Source organism: Haemophilus haemolyticus, assembly GCF_003493685.1.
Lineage (GTDB): Bacteria > Pseudomonadota > Gammaproteobacteria > Enterobacterales > Pasteurellaceae > Haemophilus > Haemophilus haemolyticus_O.
In genome coordinates, this window is the sequence record NZ_QQJW01000002.1 from 96576 (window position 1) to 112368 (window position 15793).

The window sequence follows — 15793 nt, forward strand, 5'->3', positions numbered from 1 at the left end:
ATAATCATGAGCCGACCAACGGATGCATCCTTTTTTGTTCAAACAGCCTATACTTTGCGTGCAGTATGGGCGGATTTATGGCAACGTAAATTTGGCACGCTGCTCACGATTTTGGTGATTGCTGTATCTCTGACGATCCCAACTGTTAGCTATTTAATGTGGAAAAATTTACATTTAGCGACCACACAATTTTATCCAGAAAGTGAATTGACGATTTATCTTCACAAAAATTTAAGTGAAGAAGATGCGAATTTAGTGGTAGAGAAAATCCGCCAGCAAGAAGGAGTAGAATCACTGAATTATGTCTCTCGTCAAGAAAGTTTAAAAGAATTCAAAAGTTGGTCTGGCTTTGGTGAAGAATTAGAAATTCTAGATGATAATCCATTACCTGCAGTCGTGATGGTAAAACCAACGAGCGAATTTAATGTTTCAGAAAAACGTGATGAGTTACGTACGAATTTAAATAAAATTAAAGGCGTGCAAGAAGTTCGCTTAGATAACGATTGGATGGAAAAATTAACCGCACTTTCTTGGTTAATAGCCCATGTGGCAATTTTCTGCACTGTATTAATGACGATAGCGGTATTTTTAGTTATTGGTAACAGTATTCGCTCTGATGTGTATAGTAGCCGATCAAGTATTGATGTGATGAAATTGCTTGGTGCAACAGATCAATTTATCCTTCGTCCTTATCTTTATACAGGGATGATTTATGCTGTGTTAGGTGGGTTAGTTGCTGCAATTTTTAGTAGCTTTATTATCAGCTATTTTACTTCTGCCGTGAAATACGTAACGGATATTTTTGCCGTTCAATTCAGTTTGAATGGATTAGGCGTTGGCGAATTTGTATTCTTATTAGTGTGCTGTTTAATTATGGGATATGTTGGTGCGTGGATTATAGCAAAACGACATATTGCACTATTAGATAACCATCAGTAATTTTAATATGCTAAGTGCGGTGATTTTTCTAGGTATTTTTCGATTAGAAAATATGGCGATAAATGACCGCACTTTTTATTTGCTTTGAATAAATCCCTTGCAATTTGTTTAACTTTTGTGTAGTATTTGCAGGCTTTCAGTATGAAAGCCGTTTAATGTAATCATTTATTAAACGAGCATGACGATATGTCACGCTAAACAATGTTTCCGATTTGGAGACTATATAACAGGTAACTTGCACCTCCTTTTCTATTTTGAAGTTAGAATTGTGATTGGTGTTAGTTTTTTTATTAGCTAAATTTTATTGGAGCTCTGGTCTAATGCAGAACCAAAGAATCCGTATCCGCTTAAAAGCTTTCGATCACCGTTTGATCGATCAATCTACTGCGGAGATCGTAGAAACAGCTAAACGTACTGGTGCACAAGTTCGTGGTCCAATTCCTTTACCAACTCGTAAAGAGCGTTTCACCGTGTTGGTTTCTCCACACGTAAATAAAGACGCACGTGACCAATACGAAATTCGTACTCACAAACGTTTAGTAGATATCGTAGAGCCAACAGAAAAAACTGTTGATGCATTAATGCGTTTAGATTTGGCTGCCGGCGTGGACGTGCAGATCAGCCTAGGTTAATTAAGAGGTTATTACAATGATTGGTTTAGTCGGTCGTAAAGTTGGTATGACCCGTATCTTCAATGAAGACGGTGTTTCTGTACCAGTTACCGTTATCGAAATCGAAGCCAACCGCGTAACTCAAGTTAAAACTCTTGAAAACGATGGCTATACTGCAGTTCAAGTTACTACTGGTTCTAAAAAAGCGAATCGTGTAACTAAACCTGAAGCAGGTCATTTCGTGAAAGCAGGTGTTGAAGCTGGTCGCGGTTTATGGGAATTTCGTACTGAAGGTGAAGAATTCACTTTAGGTCAAGAAATCAATGTTGACATCTTTGCAGATGTTAAAAAAGTAGATGTTACTGGTACTTCTAAAGGTAAAGGTTTCCAAGGTGGTGTTAAACGTTGGAACTTCCGTACTCAAGATGCGACTCATGGTAACTCTTTATCACATCGTGTACTTGGTTCTATTGGTCAAAACCAAACTCCAGGTCGTGTGTTTAAAGGTAAAAAAATGGCAGGACATTTAGGTGCTGAACGTGTAACTGTTCAATCACTTGAAGTTGTTCGTGTAGATGCTGAGCGTAAATTGCTATTAGTAAAAGGTTCTGTACCTGGTGCTATCAATGGCGATGTTATCGTTAAGCCAGCAGTTAAAGCATAAGTCTAGGAGATAGAGATGGAATTACAAGTTGTAGGTGCAAACGCACTAACTGTTTCTGAAACTACCTTCGGACGTGAGTTTAACGAAGCGTTGATCCACCAAGTTGTTGTTGCTTATGCAGCAGGTGCGCGTCAAGGTACTCGTGCGCAAAAAACTCGTGCTGAAGTGTCTGGTTCAGGTAAAAAACCTTGGCGTCAAAAAGGTACAGGTCGTGCTCGTGCTGGTGATATTAAATCACCAATCTGGCGTTCTGGTGGTATAACCTTCGCGGCTAAACCACAAGATCACAGCCAAAAAGTGAACAAGAAAATGTACCGTGGTGCTATCAAAAGCATTCTTTCTGAATTAGTTCGTCAAGACCGTTTGGTTGTTGTTGAAAAATTCGAATTAGATGCACCAAAAACTAAAGTTTTAGTACAAAAATTAAAAGATTTAGCAGTTGAAGATGCATTAATTATCACAGCAGGTTTAGATGAAAATCTATTCTTAGCAGCACGTAACTTATATAAAGTTGATGTACGTGATGTTCAAGGTATCGATCCAGTTAGCTTAATCGCTTTCGATAAAGTGATTGTTACTGTTGACGCTGTGAAACAAATTGAGGAGATCCTAGCATGAGTCAAGAACGTTTGCTAAGCGTGCTACGTGCACCGCACATCTCTGAAAAAGCAACTAACAATGCTGAAAAATCTAACACTGTTGTACTTAAAGTTGCTTTAGATGCGAACAAAGCTGAAATTGCTGCTGCTGTTGCTCAATTATTTGAAGTAAAAGTTGACTCTGTTCGTACCGTGGTTGTTAAAGGTAAAACTAAACGCCGTGGTAGCAAAATGGGTCGTCGCAGCGACTGGAAAAAAGCTTATGTAACTTTAGCCGAAGGCCAAAACTTGGACTTCGTGGACAGTGCAGAGTAATCGGAGGAAATTAGAGAATGGCTATCGTTAAATGTAAGCCGACCTCCGCTGGTCGTCGTCACGTTGTTAAAATCGTGAACCCTGAATTACACAAGGGTAAACCTTACGCACCTCTTCTAGATACTAAATCTAAAACTGGTGGTCGTAACAACTATGGTCGTATTACTACTCGTCACATTGGTGGCGGTCACAAACAACACTACCGTTTAATCGATTTCAAACGTAACAAGTTAGACATCCCAGCGGTTGTTGAGCGTTTAGAATATGATCCAAACCGTTCTGCTAACATTGCTTTAGTGCTTTATAAAGATGGTGAACGCCGTTATATCTTAGCACCTAAAGGTCTGTCAGTAGGCGATCAAATCCAAGCTGGCGTAAACTCACCAATTAAAGTGGGTAACTCATTACCAATGCGTAATATCCCAGTTGGTTCAACAGTACATAACGTTGAATTAAAACCAGGTAAAGGCGGTCAAATCGCTCGTTCTGCTGGTGCTTATGTACAAATCATCGCACGTGAAGGCAACTATGTAACTTTACGTTTACGTTCTGGCGAAATGCGTAAAGTATTAGCTGAATGTGTTGCCACAATCGGTGAAGTTGGTAACTCAGAACATATGCTTCGCGTATTGGGTAAAGCTGGTGCTAACCGCTGGAGAGGTATTCGCCCTACAGTTCGTGGTACTGCAATGAACCCAGTAGATCACCCACACGGTGGTGGTGAAGGTCGTAACTTTGGTAAACACCCAGTAACTCCTTGGGGCGTTCAAACCAAAGGTAAGAAAACTCGTCACAACAAACGTACTGATAAATATATCGTACGTCGTCGTGGCAAATAATAGATTAAATTAAAGAGGATTAGCCATGCCACGTTCTCTCAAGAAGGGTCCTTTCCTTGACCTACACTTGTTGAAGAAGGTAGAGAAGGCGGTGGAAAGCGGGGATAAAAAACCAATCAAAACTTGGTCCCGTCGTTCAATGATCATTCCATCAATGATCGGATTGACCATCGCAGTCCATAATGGTCGTCAGCACGTTCCTGTTTATGTATCTGATGAAATGATCGGTCATAAGCTTGGTGAATTTGCACCGACTCGTACATACCGCGGTCACGCGGCAGATAAGAAAGCTAAGAAATAAGAGGTAAATAGATGGAAACTATCGCAAAACATCGTTACGCTCGCACTTCTGCCCAAAAAGCTCGCTTAGTTGCCGATTTAATTCGTGGTAAAAAAGTTGCGCAAGCATTAGAAATCTTAACTTTCACTAACAAAAAAGCAGCAGCTTTAGTGAAGAAAGTTTTAGAATCAGCTATTGCAAACGCAGAGCACAATGACGGTGCAGATATCGATGATCTTAAAGTTGCTAAAATCTTCGTTGATGAAGGTCCTAGCATGAAACGTGTTATGCCACGTGCTAAAGGTCGTGCAGATCGTATTTTAAAACGTACTAGCCACATTACTGTGGTTGTGTCAGATCGTTAATAAGTAGAGGAATAGCAATGGGTCAAAAAGTACATCCACATGGTATTCGCCTAGGTATTGTTAAACCTTGGAGCTCTACTTGGTTCGCGAATACACAAGACTTCGCTGACAATCTTGAAGGCGATTTCAAAGTACGCAAATTCTTAAATAAAGAATTAGCAAATGCTTCAGTTTCACGTATTACTATTGAGCGTCCAGCTAAAAGTATTCGTGTAACTATTCACACAGCTCGTCCTGGTATCGTAATCGGTAAAAAAGGCGAAGATGTTGAAAAATTACGTAACGCAGTGTCTAAAATCGCTGGCGTTCCTGCTCAAATCAACATTGCTGAAGTGAAAAAACCTGAATTAGATGCGAAATTAGTTGCAGATAGCATCGCTTCTCAATTAGAACGTCGTGTAATGTTCCGTCGTGCAATGAAACGTGCGGTACAAAGCGCAATGCGTTTAGGTGCTAAAGGTATCAAAGTTGAGGTTAGCGGTCGTTTAGGTGGTGCAGAAATCGCACGTTCAGAATGGTATCGTGAAGGTCGCGTACCTCTACATACTCTTCGTGCGGACATCGATTATAACACTGCAGAAGCTCATACAACTTACGGCGTAATCGGCGTTAAAGTGTGGATCTTCAAAGGTGAAATTCTTGGTGGAATGGCTGCCGTTGCGCAATCAGAACAACAACCTGCCGACAAGCCTAAAAAGGCTCCTCGCGGTAAAGGTCGTAAGTAAGGAGAAACGCTAAATGTTGCAACCAAAACGTACAAAATTCCGTAAAGTTCACAAAGGCCGCAACCGTGGTATCGCGGGCGGTACTGAAGTTAGTTTCGGTACTTACGGTTTAAAAGCAGTTGGTCGTTGTCGTTTAACCGCTCGTCAAATCGAAGCGGCACGTCGTGCAATGTCACGTGCAGTAAAACGTCAAGGTAAAATCTGGATTCGTGTATTCCCAGATAAACCAATTACTGAAAAACCATTAGAAGTCCGTATGGGTAAAGGTAAAGGTAACGTTGAGTACTGGGTAGCCTTAATCCAACCGGGTAAAGTGCTTTATGAAATGGATGGTGTGTCTGAAGAAGTAGCAAGAAACGCATTTGCATTAGCAGCTGCTAAATTGCCAGTTAAGACCACTTTCGTAACTAAGACGGTGATGTAATGAAAGCTCAAGATTTACGTACAAAAAGTGTTGAAGAGCTGAATGCTGAATTAGTAAACCTTTTAGGTGAACAATTCAAGTTGCGTATGCAGACAGCCACCGGTCAGCTTCAACAAACCCATCAGGCTAAACAAGTGCGTCGTGATATTGCACGTGTAAAAACTGTATTAACCGAAAAGGCGGGTGAGTAATGACTGATAAAATTCGTAGCGTACAAGGTAAAGTTGTTAGCGACAAAATGGAAAAATCTTTCGTTGTTGCTATTGAACGTAAGGTAAAACACCCTTTATATGGTAAATTTATCCGTCGTACAACTAAATTACACGTACACGATGAGAACAATGAAGCCAAAGTTGGTGATACCGTAGAGATTCGCGAATGTCGCCCTCTATCAAAAACCAAATCTTGGACTTTAGTTCGTGTTGTTGAGAAAGCGGTAATCGCTTAATTCACAATGTAACAATAAAAGGCCAATGGTTAATTCCATTGGCTTTTTTTACATTTAAAGTATTGTAAATTTCAACCGCATTTTTAGTAAATGGGTTAAGAGGATAAAGGTAAATTATCATTGCCTTTCTCTTTTTCTTTTGATAGAATCCGCCACCTATCCGCCATTCTGTCTCAGTAGTGCGGATGGGTTCGTCCCGAAAGGGTGTTTTTTTAATCTTAACGGAGCACTAATATGATCCAAGAACAGACTATGCTGGATGTTGCTGATAATTCAGGCGCTCGCAGCGTAATGTGTATCAAGGTTCTAGGTGGATCGCACCGTCGTTATGCTGCGATTGGTGACATCATCAAAATTACTGTAAAAGAAGCAATTCCACGCGGTAAAGTAAAAAAAGGTGATGTATTAAAAGCAGTTGTTGTGCGCACCAAGAAGGGTGTTCGTCGCCCAGATGGCTCAGTTATTCGTTTCGATGGTAATGCTTGTGTAATTTTAAATAATAACACTGAGCAACCAATCGGTACTCGTATTTTTGGACCAGTGACTCGTGAACTTCGTTCTGAGAAATTCATGAAGATCATTTCTTTAGCTCCAGAAGTACTGTAAGGGGAATGTAATGGCTGCTAAAATCCGTCAAAATGATGAAGTAATTGTTCTTACTGGTAAAGATAAGGGCAAACGTGGCAAGGTAACTAAAGTGTTACCAAACGGTAAAGTGTTTGTTGAAGGTATCAACATTATTACTAAACATGAAAAACCAGTTCCTGCATTAGGAAAAGCTGGTGGTTTAGTGAAAAAAGAAGCTGCAATTGACGCTTCAAATGTTGCGATTTTCAATCCTAAAACAAATAAAGCTGACCGTGTAGGTTTTAGATTCGAAGACGGCAAAAAAGTACGTTTCTTCAAATCTAACAATGAAATTATCTAACAAACTGGAGTAATGCGATGGCGAAACTGCATGATTACTACAGAGATCAAGTAGTAAGCGAATTAAAAAATAAATTCGGCTACAAATCTGTCATGCAAGTCCCACGAATCGAAAAGATTACCCTGAATATGGGTGTGGGTGAAGCATTGACCGACAAAAAATTGCTAGACAACGCAGTAGCGGACTTAGCAGCAATCAGCGGTCAAAAACCTTTAGTAACTAAAGCTCGTAAATCTGTTGCTGGCTTTAAAATCCGTCAGGGATATCCAATCGGTTGTAAAGTAACACTGCGTGGTGAGCGTATGTGGGAGTTCTTTGAACGTTTAATTACAATTGCTGTTCCACGTATTCGTGACTTCCGCGGTTTAAGTGCGAAATCATTCGATGGTCGTGGTAACTATAGCATGGGTGTGCGTGAACAAATCATCTTCCCTGAAATCGATTACGATAAAGTAGATCGTGTACGTGGTTTAGATATCACTATCACAACTACTGCTAAGAATGATGAAGAAGGTCAAGCACTACTTGCTGCCTTTAATTTCCCATTCCGTAAATAAGGCAGGTTATAATGGCTAAACAATCAATGAAAGCACGCGATGTAAAACGCGTTAAATTGGCTGAAAAATTCTACGCAAAACGTGTTGAATTAAAGAAAATCATTTCTGATGTCAATGCCTCTGATGAAGATCGTTGGGATGCAGTGTTAAAGTTACAAACTTTACCACGTGATTCTAGCCCATCTCGTCAACGTAACCGTTGCCGCCAAACTGGACGTCCTCATGGCGTTTTACGTAAGTTTGGTTTAAGCCGAATTAAGGTTCGTGAAGCTGCAATGCGCGGTGAAATCCCAGGCCTTAAAAAAGCGAGCTGGTAATATACCACTTTATTTTGGAATCGGAGAAAAAGTACAATGAGTATGCAAGATCCAATCGCAGATATGCTGACCCGTATTCGTAACGGTCAAGCTGCGAACAAAGTTGCAATCAATATGCCTTCTTCCAAGCTAAAAGTGGCAATTGCCAACGTATTAGCTGCTGAAGGTTATATCGAAAGCGTAAAAGTTTTAGAAGGTGCTAAACCTGAATTGGAAATTACTTTAAAATATTTCCAAGGCAAACCAGTTGTAGAAAGCATCCAACGTGTAAGTCGTCCTGGGCTTCGTATTTACAAACGTAAAGATGAATTACCAAAAGTTATGGGCGGTTTAGGTGTTGCAGTTATTTCTACATCTAAAGGTGTTATGACTGACCGCGCTGCTCGTCAAGCAGGTTTAGGCGGTGAGATCATCTGTTATGTAGCTTAATAGAGAGGTAGGAAAATGTCTCGTGTTGCAAAGGCACCTGTTAATATTCCTGCCGGCGTTGAAGTTAAACTCGACGGTCAGCTATTAACAGTAAAAGGTAAAAATGGCGAGTTATCTCGCAAAATTCATGAATCAGTTGAAGTAAAACAAGATAACGGACAATTTACGTTCACTCCACGTGAAGGTTTTGTTGAAGCAAATGCTCAATCGGGTACTGCACGTGCATTAGTTAATGCAATGGTTATCGGTGTTACTGAAGGTTTCACTAAAAAATTAGTATTGGTGGGTGTAGGTTACAGAGCTCAACTTAAAGGCAATGCAATTGCATTAAGTTTAGGCTATTCTCACCCAGTAGAGCACACTTTGCCGGCAGGTATTACTGCAGAATGTCCATCTCAAACCGAAATCGTGTTGAAAGGTGCAGACAAACAGTTGATCGGTCAAGTTGCAGCAGATATTCGTGCTTATCGCCGTCCTGAGCCTTATAAAGGTAAAGGGGTACGTTACGCTGATGAAGTGGTGCGTATCAAAGAGGCTAAGAAGAAATAATTAAGGTAACACTATGGATAAGAAATCAGCTCGTATCCGTCGTGCAGCTCGTGCACGTCATATGATGAGAGAGCAAGGTGTAACTCGTTTAGTTATTCACCGTACTCCGCGTCATATCTACGCACAAGTTATTGCACCAAACGGTTCAGAAGTGCTTGCCGCTGCTTCAACTGTTGAAAAAGCAATTCGTGAGCAAGTAAAATACACCGGTAATAAAGATGCTGCTGCTGCAGTAGGTAAAGCTGTTGCAGAACGCGCATTAGCAAAAGGCGTTCAAGCTGTTGCTTTTGATCGTTCCGGTTTTAAATATCATGGTCGTGTCCAAACTTTAGCGGACGCTGCACGTGAAGCTGGTCTACAGTTCTAATGAGGTAAATTGAGATGTCAAACATCGAAAAACAAGCTGGTGAACTGCAAGAGAAGCTAATCGCAGTAAACCGTGTATCAAAAACTGTAAAAGGTGGTCGTATTATGAGTTTCACTGCATTAACTGTGGTGGGCGATGGTAATGGCCGAGTAGGTTTTGGTTATGGTAAAGCACGCGAAGTTCCAGCAGCGATCCAAAAAGCAATGGAAAAAGCACGTCGTAATATGATTAACGTTGCTTTGAATGAAGGTACATTACAACATCCAGTTAAAGGTGTTCATACTGGTTCACGTGTATTTATGCAACCAGCAAGCGAAGGTACAGGTATCATCGCTGGTGGTGCAATGCGTGCAGTATTGGAAGTTGCAGGTGTACGTAACGTTCTTTCTAAAGCGTATGGTTCTACCAACCCAATTAACGTTGTTCGTGCAACTATTGATGCATTAGCAAACATGAAATCACCAGAAATGGTTGCTGCAAAACGCGGTAAAACTGTTGATGAAATCTTGGGGTAATGAATAATGGCTAAAACTATTAAAGTAACACAAGTTCGTAGCTCAATTGCTCGTTTACCGAAGCATAAAGCTACCTTGCGTGGTCTTGGTCTTCGCCATATGCACCACACTGTTGAGTTGATTGATACGCCTGCAGTACGTGGTATGATTAACCAAGTTTCATACATGGTTAAAGTGGAGGAGTAAGAGATGCGTTTAAATACTCTATCTCCGGCTGAAGGTGCAAAGCATAGCGCTAAACGCCTCGGTCGTGGTATTGGTTCAGGTTTAGGCAAGACTGGTGGCCGTGGTCATAAAGGTCAAAAATCTCGTACTGGTGGCGGTGTTCGTCGCGGTTTCGAAGGTGGTCAAATGCCGTTATACCGTCGTTTACCAAAATTTGGTTTTACTTCAATGAAAGCTGCAGTAACTGCAGAAGTTCGTTTGAATGAGTTAACCAAAGTTGAAGGTAATGTAGTAACCTTAGAAACATTAAAAGCAGCAAATATCTTAACTAAAGATATCCAATTCGCTAAAGTAGTTTTAGCGGGTGAAGTGAAATCTGCAGTAACAGTTCGTGGTTTGCGTGTAACTAAGGGTGCAAAAGCAGCAATTGAAGCTGCTGGCGGTTCAGTTGAGGAATAATTAGCAAATGGCTAAACAACCAGGTTATCAAGCAAGAAGTACTAATAGCGGTAAAGGTGAATTAAAAAGCCGATTACTTTTCGTTTTAGGTGCGCTTATCGTTTACCGAATTGGTTCTTTCATTCCGGTTCCTGGTATTGATGCGGCTGTGCTAGCTCAATTAGTTGAACAACAAAAAGGCACCATCATTGACATGTTTAACATGTTCTCTGGTGGTGCATTAAGCCGTGCATCTATCTTAGCATTAGGTATTATGCCGTATATCTCGGCATCTATTGTAATTCAGTTGCTTGCAACGGTTTCTCCTGCTTTAGCAGAATTAAAGAAAGAAGGTGCTGCTGGTCAACGTAAAATTTCTAAGTATACACGGTATGCGACAGTTGTTTTTGCAACCATTCAGGCAGTAGCTATTTCAACAGGTTTACCAAATATGTTACCTGGCTTAGTGCCAAATGTTGGATTTGGTTTTTACTTCACTTCAGTTGTTAGCTTAGTAACTGGAACGATGTTCCTCATGTGGTTAGGTGAACAAATCACTGAAAGAGGTATTGGTAACGGTATTTCAATTCTTGTTTTTGGCGGTATCGTAGCTGGTTTACCATCAGCTATACTTCAAACTATTGAGCAGGCTCGTCAAGGACAGATGCATCCATTAGTGCTTCTTCTGATCGCAGCTATTGTATTTGCAGTAACTTATTTCGTTGTTTTTGTTGAAAGAGGACAGCGCAGAATTCGCGTTGAATATGCAAAGCGTCAACAAGGTCGTCAAATTTTAGGTGGTCATTCGACACATTTACCATTGAAAGTAAATATGGCAAACGTAATGCCGGCAATTTTTGCCTCAAGTATTATTTTATTTCCAGCTACCTTAACTCAATGGTTTGGACAAAATGATAAGTTTGAGTGGTTAAATAACTTATCTATGTTGTTGAATCCTGGTCAGCCTCTTTATTTACTTGTTTATGCTGTAGCAATTATTTTCTTTAGCTTCTTTTACACTGCAATGCAGTATAATCCGCGAGATACAGCAGATAATCTAAAAAAATCTGGTGCATTTATTCCAGGAATTAGACCAGGGGAACAAACCTCTCGTTATATTGATAAAGTTATGACTCGTCTTACACTAATTGGCGGTCTTTATGTAACGTTTGTGTGTTTAGTTCCTTATATTATGACATCGGCTTGGGATGTTAAATTTTACTTTGGTGGAACATCTCTTTTAATTGTAGTCGTTGTAATTATGGATTTCATCGTGCAGGTTCAGAGTCACTTAATGTCGTCTCAATATGAATCTGCGTTGAAAAAAGCAAACCTTAAAGGTTTTGGACAATAATTGTTCATTTAGTAGAAAAGGATAAGCAATGAAAGTTCGTGCTTCTGTAAAGAAAATGTGTCGTAACTGTAAGATTGTTAAACGTGAAGGTGTTGTACGTGTATTGTGCAGCGATCCTAAACATAAACAACGTCAAGGTTAATTCATATTTTTTCTTGCAAAGAACCAGTTGAGCAGTTATACTGCTCAACTCATTTATGTCCTTGGCATTCTGTTTGAGTATCCTGAAAACGGGCTTTTCAAGATCAGAGTGCCAAATTAGTTAAAATAATAGGAGTGCATAGTGGCCCGTATTGCAGGCATTAACATTCCTGATCACAAACACGCTGTAATCGCTTTAACTGCAATTTACGGTATCGGTAAAACTCGTTCTAAAGCTATTTGTGCTGCAGCGGGTATTGCTGAAGATGTTAAGATCAGAGAATTGTCTGAAGAGCAGATTGACAAACTGCGTGACGAAGTTGGTAAATTTACCGTTGAAGGTGACTTACGTCGTGAAGTAACACTAAACATCAAACGTCTTTTAGACTTAGGTTGTTACCGTGGTTTACGTCATCGTCGTAGTTTACCGGTACGTGGTCAACGTACTAAAACTAATGCGCGTACCCGTAAGGGTCCACGTAAGCCGATCAAAAAATAGTCGGGGTAAATAAAGAATGGCTAAAACACCAGTTCGTGCACGTAAACGTGTAAAAAAACAAGTTGTAGATGGCGTAGCACATATTCACGCGTCTTTCAATAATACAATCGTAACCATTACTGACCGTCAAGGTAATGCACTAGCTTGGGCAACTGCTGGTGGTTCAGGTTTCCGTGGTTCTCGTAAATCAACTCCATTTGCTGCTCAAGTTGCTGCAGAGCGTTGCGCAGAAATGGTTAAAGAATTTGGTTTAAAGAATTTGGAAGTTATGGTTAAAGGTCCGGGTCCAGGTCGTGAATCAACAATTCGCGCGTTAAACGCAGCGGGTTTCCGTATCACGAACATTACTGATGTGACTCCGATTCCTCATAACGGTTGTCGTCCACCGAAAAAACGTCGTGTTTAAGACGTAATAGGATTGTTGGAGAAAGAAAATGGCAAGATATTTGGGTCCAAAACTCAAGCTCAGCCGTCGTGAAGGCACTGATTTATTCCTTAAATCAGGCGTGCGTGCGATTGATTCAAAATGTAAAATTGATACAGCACCTGGTCAACACGGTGCTCGTAAACCGCGTTTGTCTGACTATGGTAGTCAATTACGTGAAAAACAAAAGGTTCGTCGTATCTATGGTATTTTAGAACGTCAATTCCGTAACTACTATAAAGAAGCAAACCGTTTAAAAGGTAACACTGGTGAAAACTTATTAGTGTTATTAGAAGGTAGATTGGATAACGTTGTTTATCGCATGGGATTTGCTGCAACTCGCGCAGAAGCTCGTCAATTAGTGAGCCACAAAGCGATTGTTGTAAATGGTCGTGTTGTTAATATTCCATCATTCCAAGTTTCAGTAAATGATGTTGTTGCTGTTCGTGAGAAATCTAAAAAACAAGCACGTATTAAAGCATCATTAGAATTAGCAGAACAAAGAGAGAAACCAACTTGGTTAGAAGTTGATTCTGCGAAAATGGAAGGTGTGTTCAAACGTGTTCCTGAACGTTCTGATTTATCAGCAGACATTAACGAACATCTGATCGTTGAGCTTTACTCTAAATAATAGTTAAGCTTAAAAGCAAAGAGAGGATAAAATGCAGGGTTCTGTTACAGAATTTTTAAAACCACGTTTAGTAGATATTGAACAAATTAGTTCAACTCATGCTAAGGTGATCTTAGAACCGTTAGAGCGCGGTTTTGGCCATACTCTAGGTAATGCATTGCGTCGTATCCTTCTGTCTTCAATGCCAGGTTGTGCTGTAACTGAAGTAGAAATTGATGGCGTATTGCACGAATATAGTAGTAAGGAAGGTGTTCAAGAAGATGTTCTTGAAGTACTTTTAAACCTTAAAGGTCTAGCGGTTAAAGTACAGAATAAAGATGACGTTATTCTGACACTAAATAAATCTGGAATTGGCCCTGTTGTTGCGGCGGACATTACCCACGATGGTGATGTTGAAATTGTGAATCCGGATCACGTAATCTGTCACTTAACAGATGAGAATGCATCGATTAGTATGCGTATTCGTGTTCAACGTGGTAGAGGATATGTTCCAGCTTCAGCTCGTACACATAGCCAAACTGAGGAGCGTCCAATCGGTCGTTTATTAGTGGATGCTTGTTATAGCCCTGTAGATCGCATTGCATACAATGTAGAAGCAGCGCGTGTAGAACAACGTACGGACTTAGATAAGCTTGTTATTGAGTTAGAAACTAACGGTACGCTTGAGCCTGAAGAAGCAATTCGTCGTGCAGCAACAATTTTAGCAGAACAACTCGATGCATTCGTTGATTTGCGTGATGTTCGTCAACCTGAAGTTAAGGAAGAAAAACCGGAATTTGATCCGATTTTACTACGTCCTGTAGATGATTTAGAGTTGACAGTTCGTTCTGCTAACTGTTTGAAAGCAGAAACAATTCATTATATCGGTGATTTAGTACAACGTACAGAAGTCGAATTATTAAAAACACCTAATCTTGGTAAGAAATCTCTTACTGAAATTAAGGATGTACTCGCTTCACGTGGCTTGTCACTTGGTATGCGCCTTGAAAATTGGCCACCAGCAAGTATTGCTGAAGACTAGTTTGGTCATAGGTTAAGATTTTTCTGAGAAGGATAAGATCATGCGCCATCGTAAGAGTGGTCGTCAACTAAACCGTAATAGCAGCCATCGCCAAGCGATGTTTCGTAACTTAGCAAGTGCTTTAGTTAGTCATGAAATCATTAAGACTACTTTGCCTAAAGCTAAAGAATTACGCCGTGTAGTTGAACCGTTAATTACATTAGCAAAAGTAGATAGCGTTGCAAACCGTCGTTTAGCATTCGCTCGTACTCGCAACGTTGAAACTGTTGCAAAATTATTTAATGAATTAGGTCCACGTTTTGCTCAACGTGCAGGTGGTTACACTCGCATTTTGAAATGTGGTTTCCGTGCAGGCGATAATGCACCAATGGCATACATTGAGTTAGTTGATCGCCCAGAAGTTGCTGAAGCAGCTACTGAGGAATAAAAATCAATTCAAAGGAAAAGCTCACTTTATAGTGAGCTTTTTTATTTTATATGTAAGTAAAAGCGCTTTATTTACTGAAATATTATTTAGATAGATAGTTCAAAACCATAATCTTAAATTTAAGAGCAGATTCGTAAATGTCTTGTATTTTTGTCTAGAATTCCTTGTTTCTTTAATTCTTGACTAATACGAATAGCCGTTTCTGTTTCGCATCCACAAAATTCAGCTACTTCTCGGTAGGTCCAAGGGTAATCGGGATAACTTTCAGTTAGATTTTCAATTGCATCAATTATACGCTCGTAGCTTCGTTTATAGGCTGTACTACTTACTCGGTGTTCTGCGTCATATAATTCATTCGAAAGTTGTTTCATAAGATAGCAGGAAAAATCAGGATTATTTGCGATAAAAGTAGTGTGATTTCCAGGAAATATACGAATAATATCTGCTTCTAGTAACACCTTTGCACTACAATGATAAGTTGTTTCACTAAAGATTGTTCTAAACCCAAAATATTCGTTAGCATGATAAAGTCGAATCAAGGTTTCTTTACCATTTTCTAAGCTATGATAAAGCCCGACAAGCCCTCGTTTTAAAAAATAAAATTCTTTAGGTTTTTCACCTTGAGTATAAATTAAGCTGTTTTTCCCTAGTGTTTTACTTTCAGAAATAATGCATTGGTGTAAGTTTTGAGGTAAGTAAGGTGATGAGTTTGACATAATATCCTCTTAATACATAAAATAACTTTAGGTTACTATACAAATTTCTGTTTTTATCCGCTATAAGCAAGTTTTAAAAGTGTTAACTTGGTAACAAAATTTTTAT

30 protein-coding genes are annotated in these 15793 nt (G+C 39.8%); 29 read left to right on the top strand and 1 reads right to left on the bottom strand.

The window, feature by feature from the left end; all coding sequences use genetic code 11:
• Positions 1–6: 6 nt before the first annotated feature.
• The 29 genes from ftsX (at position 7) to rplQ (ending at position 14971) form a co-directional block, all read left to right on the top strand.
• Positions 7–939 (top strand): permease-like cell division protein FtsX, encoded by a 933-nt coding sequence (gene ftsX, locus DV434_RS02670; protein ID WP_118785241.1) that lies wholly within the window; start codon positions 7–9, stop codon positions 937–939.
• Positions 940–1259: 320 nt separating this feature from the next.
• The gene (gene rpsJ, locus DV434_RS02675) at positions 1260–1571 is read left to right on the top strand and encodes a 30S ribosomal protein S10 (RefSeq protein ID WP_118785242.1); all 312 of its coding nucleotides are present in this window, start codon (positions 1260–1262) and stop codon (positions 1569–1571) included.
• A gap of 16 nt (positions 1572–1587) precedes the next feature.
• Entirely contained in the window at positions 1588–2214 is a 627-nt protein-coding gene (gene rplC, locus DV434_RS02680; RefSeq protein WP_005632753.1) for a 50S ribosomal protein L3, read from the top strand.
• Between the two features lie 15 nt (positions 2215–2229).
• Entirely contained in the window at positions 2230–2832 is a 603-nt protein-coding gene (rplD, locus tag DV434_RS02685) for a 50S ribosomal protein L4 (RefSeq protein WP_118785243.1), read from the top strand.
• Complete coding sequence (gene rplW, locus DV434_RS02690; protein ID WP_005625900.1) at positions 2829–3128, top strand: 50S ribosomal protein L23; 300 nt, start codon at positions 2829–2831, stop codon at positions 3126–3128. Before rplD ends, rplW begins: the two co-directional genes overlap by 4 nt.
• 17 nt (positions 3129–3145) lie before the next feature.
• Positions 3146–3967, top strand: a complete 822-nt coding sequence (gene rplB, locus DV434_RS02695; protein WP_005625898.1) for a 50S ribosomal protein L2 — start codon at positions 3146–3148, stop codon at positions 3965–3967.
• Between the two features lie 25 nt (positions 3968–3992).
• A complete protein-coding gene (rpsS, locus tag DV434_RS02700) occupies positions 3993–4268 on the top strand; it encodes a 30S ribosomal protein S19 (protein ID WP_005539416.1) in 276 nt (91 codons plus the stop codon).
• An 11-nt stretch (positions 4269–4279) separates the two neighbouring features.
• Complete coding sequence (gene rplV, locus DV434_RS02705) at positions 4280–4612, top strand: 50S ribosomal protein L22 (protein WP_005625897.1); 333 nt, start codon at positions 4280–4282, stop codon at positions 4610–4612.
• Between the two features lie 17 nt (positions 4613–4629).
• On the top strand, positions 4630–5337 hold the full coding sequence (gene rpsC / locus DV434_RS02710; RefSeq protein WP_005625894.1) for a 30S ribosomal protein S3: 708 nt from the start codon (positions 4630–4632) through the stop codon (positions 5335–5337).
• Positions 5338–5350: 13 nt separating this feature from the next.
• On the top strand, positions 5351–5761 hold the full coding sequence (gene rplP / locus DV434_RS02715; protein ID WP_005625890.1) for a 50S ribosomal protein L16: 411 nt from the start codon (positions 5351–5353) through the stop codon (positions 5759–5761).
• Positions 5761–5952 (top strand): 50S ribosomal protein L29, encoded by a 192-nt coding sequence (rpmC, locus tag DV434_RS02720; RefSeq protein ID WP_005625888.1) that lies wholly within the window; start codon positions 5761–5763, stop codon positions 5950–5952. The genes rplP and rpmC overlap by 1 nt, the downstream gene beginning before the upstream one ends.
• Positions 5952–6209, top strand: coding sequence for a 30S ribosomal protein S17 (gene rpsQ / locus DV434_RS02725; RefSeq protein WP_005625886.1), 258 nt, complete (start codon positions 5952–5954; stop codon positions 6207–6209). Before rpmC ends, rpsQ begins: the two co-directional genes overlap by 1 nt.
• 234 nt (positions 6210–6443) lie before the next feature.
• Positions 6444–6815, top strand: coding sequence for a 50S ribosomal protein L14 (gene rplN / locus DV434_RS02730; protein WP_005548786.1), 372 nt, complete (start codon positions 6444–6446; stop codon positions 6813–6815).
• 10 nt (positions 6816–6825) lie between these two features.
• The gene (rplX, locus tag DV434_RS02735; RefSeq protein ID WP_005635734.1) at positions 6826–7137 is read left to right on the top strand and encodes a 50S ribosomal protein L24; all 312 of its coding nucleotides are present in this window, start codon (positions 6826–6828) and stop codon (positions 7135–7137) included.
• Between the two features lie 17 nt (positions 7138–7154).
• Positions 7155–7694 carry a 50S ribosomal protein L5 gene (gene rplE, locus DV434_RS02740; protein ID WP_005625881.1) on the top strand — a complete coding sequence of 180 codons (540 nt, stop codon included), beginning with the start codon at positions 7155–7157 and terminating at the stop codon, positions 7692–7694.
• 11 nt (positions 7695–7705) lie between these two features.
• Positions 7706–8011: a 30S ribosomal protein S14 gene (gene rpsN / locus DV434_RS02745; RefSeq protein WP_005625879.1), complete on the top strand. Its 306-nt coding sequence runs from the start codon at positions 7706–7708 to the stop codon at positions 8009–8011.
• Between the two features lie 36 nt (positions 8012–8047).
• Positions 8048–8440 carry a 30S ribosomal protein S8 gene (gene rpsH / locus DV434_RS02750; protein ID WP_005625877.1) on the top strand — a complete coding sequence of 131 codons (393 nt, stop codon included), beginning with the start codon at positions 8048–8050 and terminating at the stop codon, positions 8438–8440.
• A 15-nt stretch (positions 8441–8455) separates the two neighbouring features.
• Positions 8456–8989: a 50S ribosomal protein L6 gene (rplF, locus tag DV434_RS02755; RefSeq protein ID WP_005625876.1), complete on the top strand. Its 534-nt coding sequence runs from the start codon at positions 8456–8458 to the stop codon at positions 8987–8989.
• Between the two features lie 13 nt (positions 8990–9002).
• Positions 9003–9356, top strand: coding sequence for a 50S ribosomal protein L18 (gene rplR / locus DV434_RS02760; RefSeq protein WP_005625873.1), 354 nt, complete (start codon positions 9003–9005; stop codon positions 9354–9356).
• Positions 9357–9370: 14 nt separating this feature from the next.
• Complete coding sequence (gene rpsE, locus DV434_RS02765) at positions 9371–9871, top strand: 30S ribosomal protein S5 (protein ID WP_046943115.1); 501 nt, start codon at positions 9371–9373, stop codon at positions 9869–9871.
• Positions 9872–9877: 6 nt separating this feature from the next.
• A complete protein-coding gene (rpmD, locus tag DV434_RS02770; protein WP_005543631.1) occupies positions 9878–10057 on the top strand; it encodes a 50S ribosomal protein L30 in 180 nt (59 codons plus the stop codon).
• A 3-nt stretch (positions 10058–10060) separates the two neighbouring features.
• On the top strand, positions 10061–10495 hold the full coding sequence (rplO, locus tag DV434_RS02775) for a 50S ribosomal protein L15 (RefSeq protein ID WP_005625870.1): 435 nt from the start codon (positions 10061–10063) through the stop codon (positions 10493–10495).
• A 7-nt stretch (positions 10496–10502) separates the two neighbouring features.
• Positions 10503–11828 carry a preprotein translocase subunit SecY gene (secY, locus tag DV434_RS02780; protein ID WP_005625869.1) on the top strand — a complete coding sequence of 442 codons (1326 nt, stop codon included), beginning with the start codon at positions 10503–10505 and terminating at the stop codon, positions 11826–11828.
• 28 nt (positions 11829–11856) lie between these two features.
• Positions 11857–11970: a 50S ribosomal protein L36 gene (rpmJ, locus tag DV434_RS02785; RefSeq protein WP_005625868.1), complete on the top strand. Its 114-nt coding sequence runs from the start codon at positions 11857–11859 to the stop codon at positions 11968–11970.
• Between the two features lie 141 nt (positions 11971–12111).
• Positions 12112–12468, top strand: coding sequence for a 30S ribosomal protein S13 (gene rpsM, locus DV434_RS02790; RefSeq protein WP_005625867.1), 357 nt, complete (start codon positions 12112–12114; stop codon positions 12466–12468).
• A 16-nt stretch (positions 12469–12484) separates the two neighbouring features.
• On the top strand, positions 12485–12874 hold the full coding sequence (gene rpsK, locus DV434_RS02795; RefSeq protein ID WP_012072238.1) for a 30S ribosomal protein S11: 390 nt from the start codon (positions 12485–12487) through the stop codon (positions 12872–12874).
• Positions 12875–12902: 28 nt separating this feature from the next.
• Positions 12903–13523 (top strand): 30S ribosomal protein S4, encoded by a 621-nt coding sequence (gene rpsD, locus DV434_RS02800; RefSeq protein WP_005625866.1) that lies wholly within the window; start codon positions 12903–12905, stop codon positions 13521–13523.
• A gap of 31 nt (positions 13524–13554) precedes the next feature.
• Positions 13555–14544: a DNA-directed RNA polymerase subunit alpha gene (locus DV434_RS02805; protein WP_005632767.1), complete on the top strand. Its 990-nt coding sequence runs from the start codon at positions 13555–13557 to the stop codon at positions 14542–14544.
• 40 nt (positions 14545–14584) lie between these two features.
• Entirely contained in the window at positions 14585–14971 is a 387-nt protein-coding gene (gene rplQ, locus DV434_RS02810) for a 50S ribosomal protein L17 (protein WP_005635737.1), read from the top strand.
• A 119-nt stretch (positions 14972–15090) separates the two neighbouring features.
• Here rplQ and DV434_RS02815 read toward each other — a convergent pair whose 3' ends face one another.
• The gene (locus tag DV434_RS02815) at positions 15091–15687 is read right to left on the bottom strand and encodes a Crp/Fnr family transcriptional regulator (protein WP_118785244.1); all 597 of its coding nucleotides are present in this window, start codon (positions 15685–15687) and stop codon (positions 15091–15093) included.
• Positions 15688–15793: the final 106 nt, after the last annotated feature.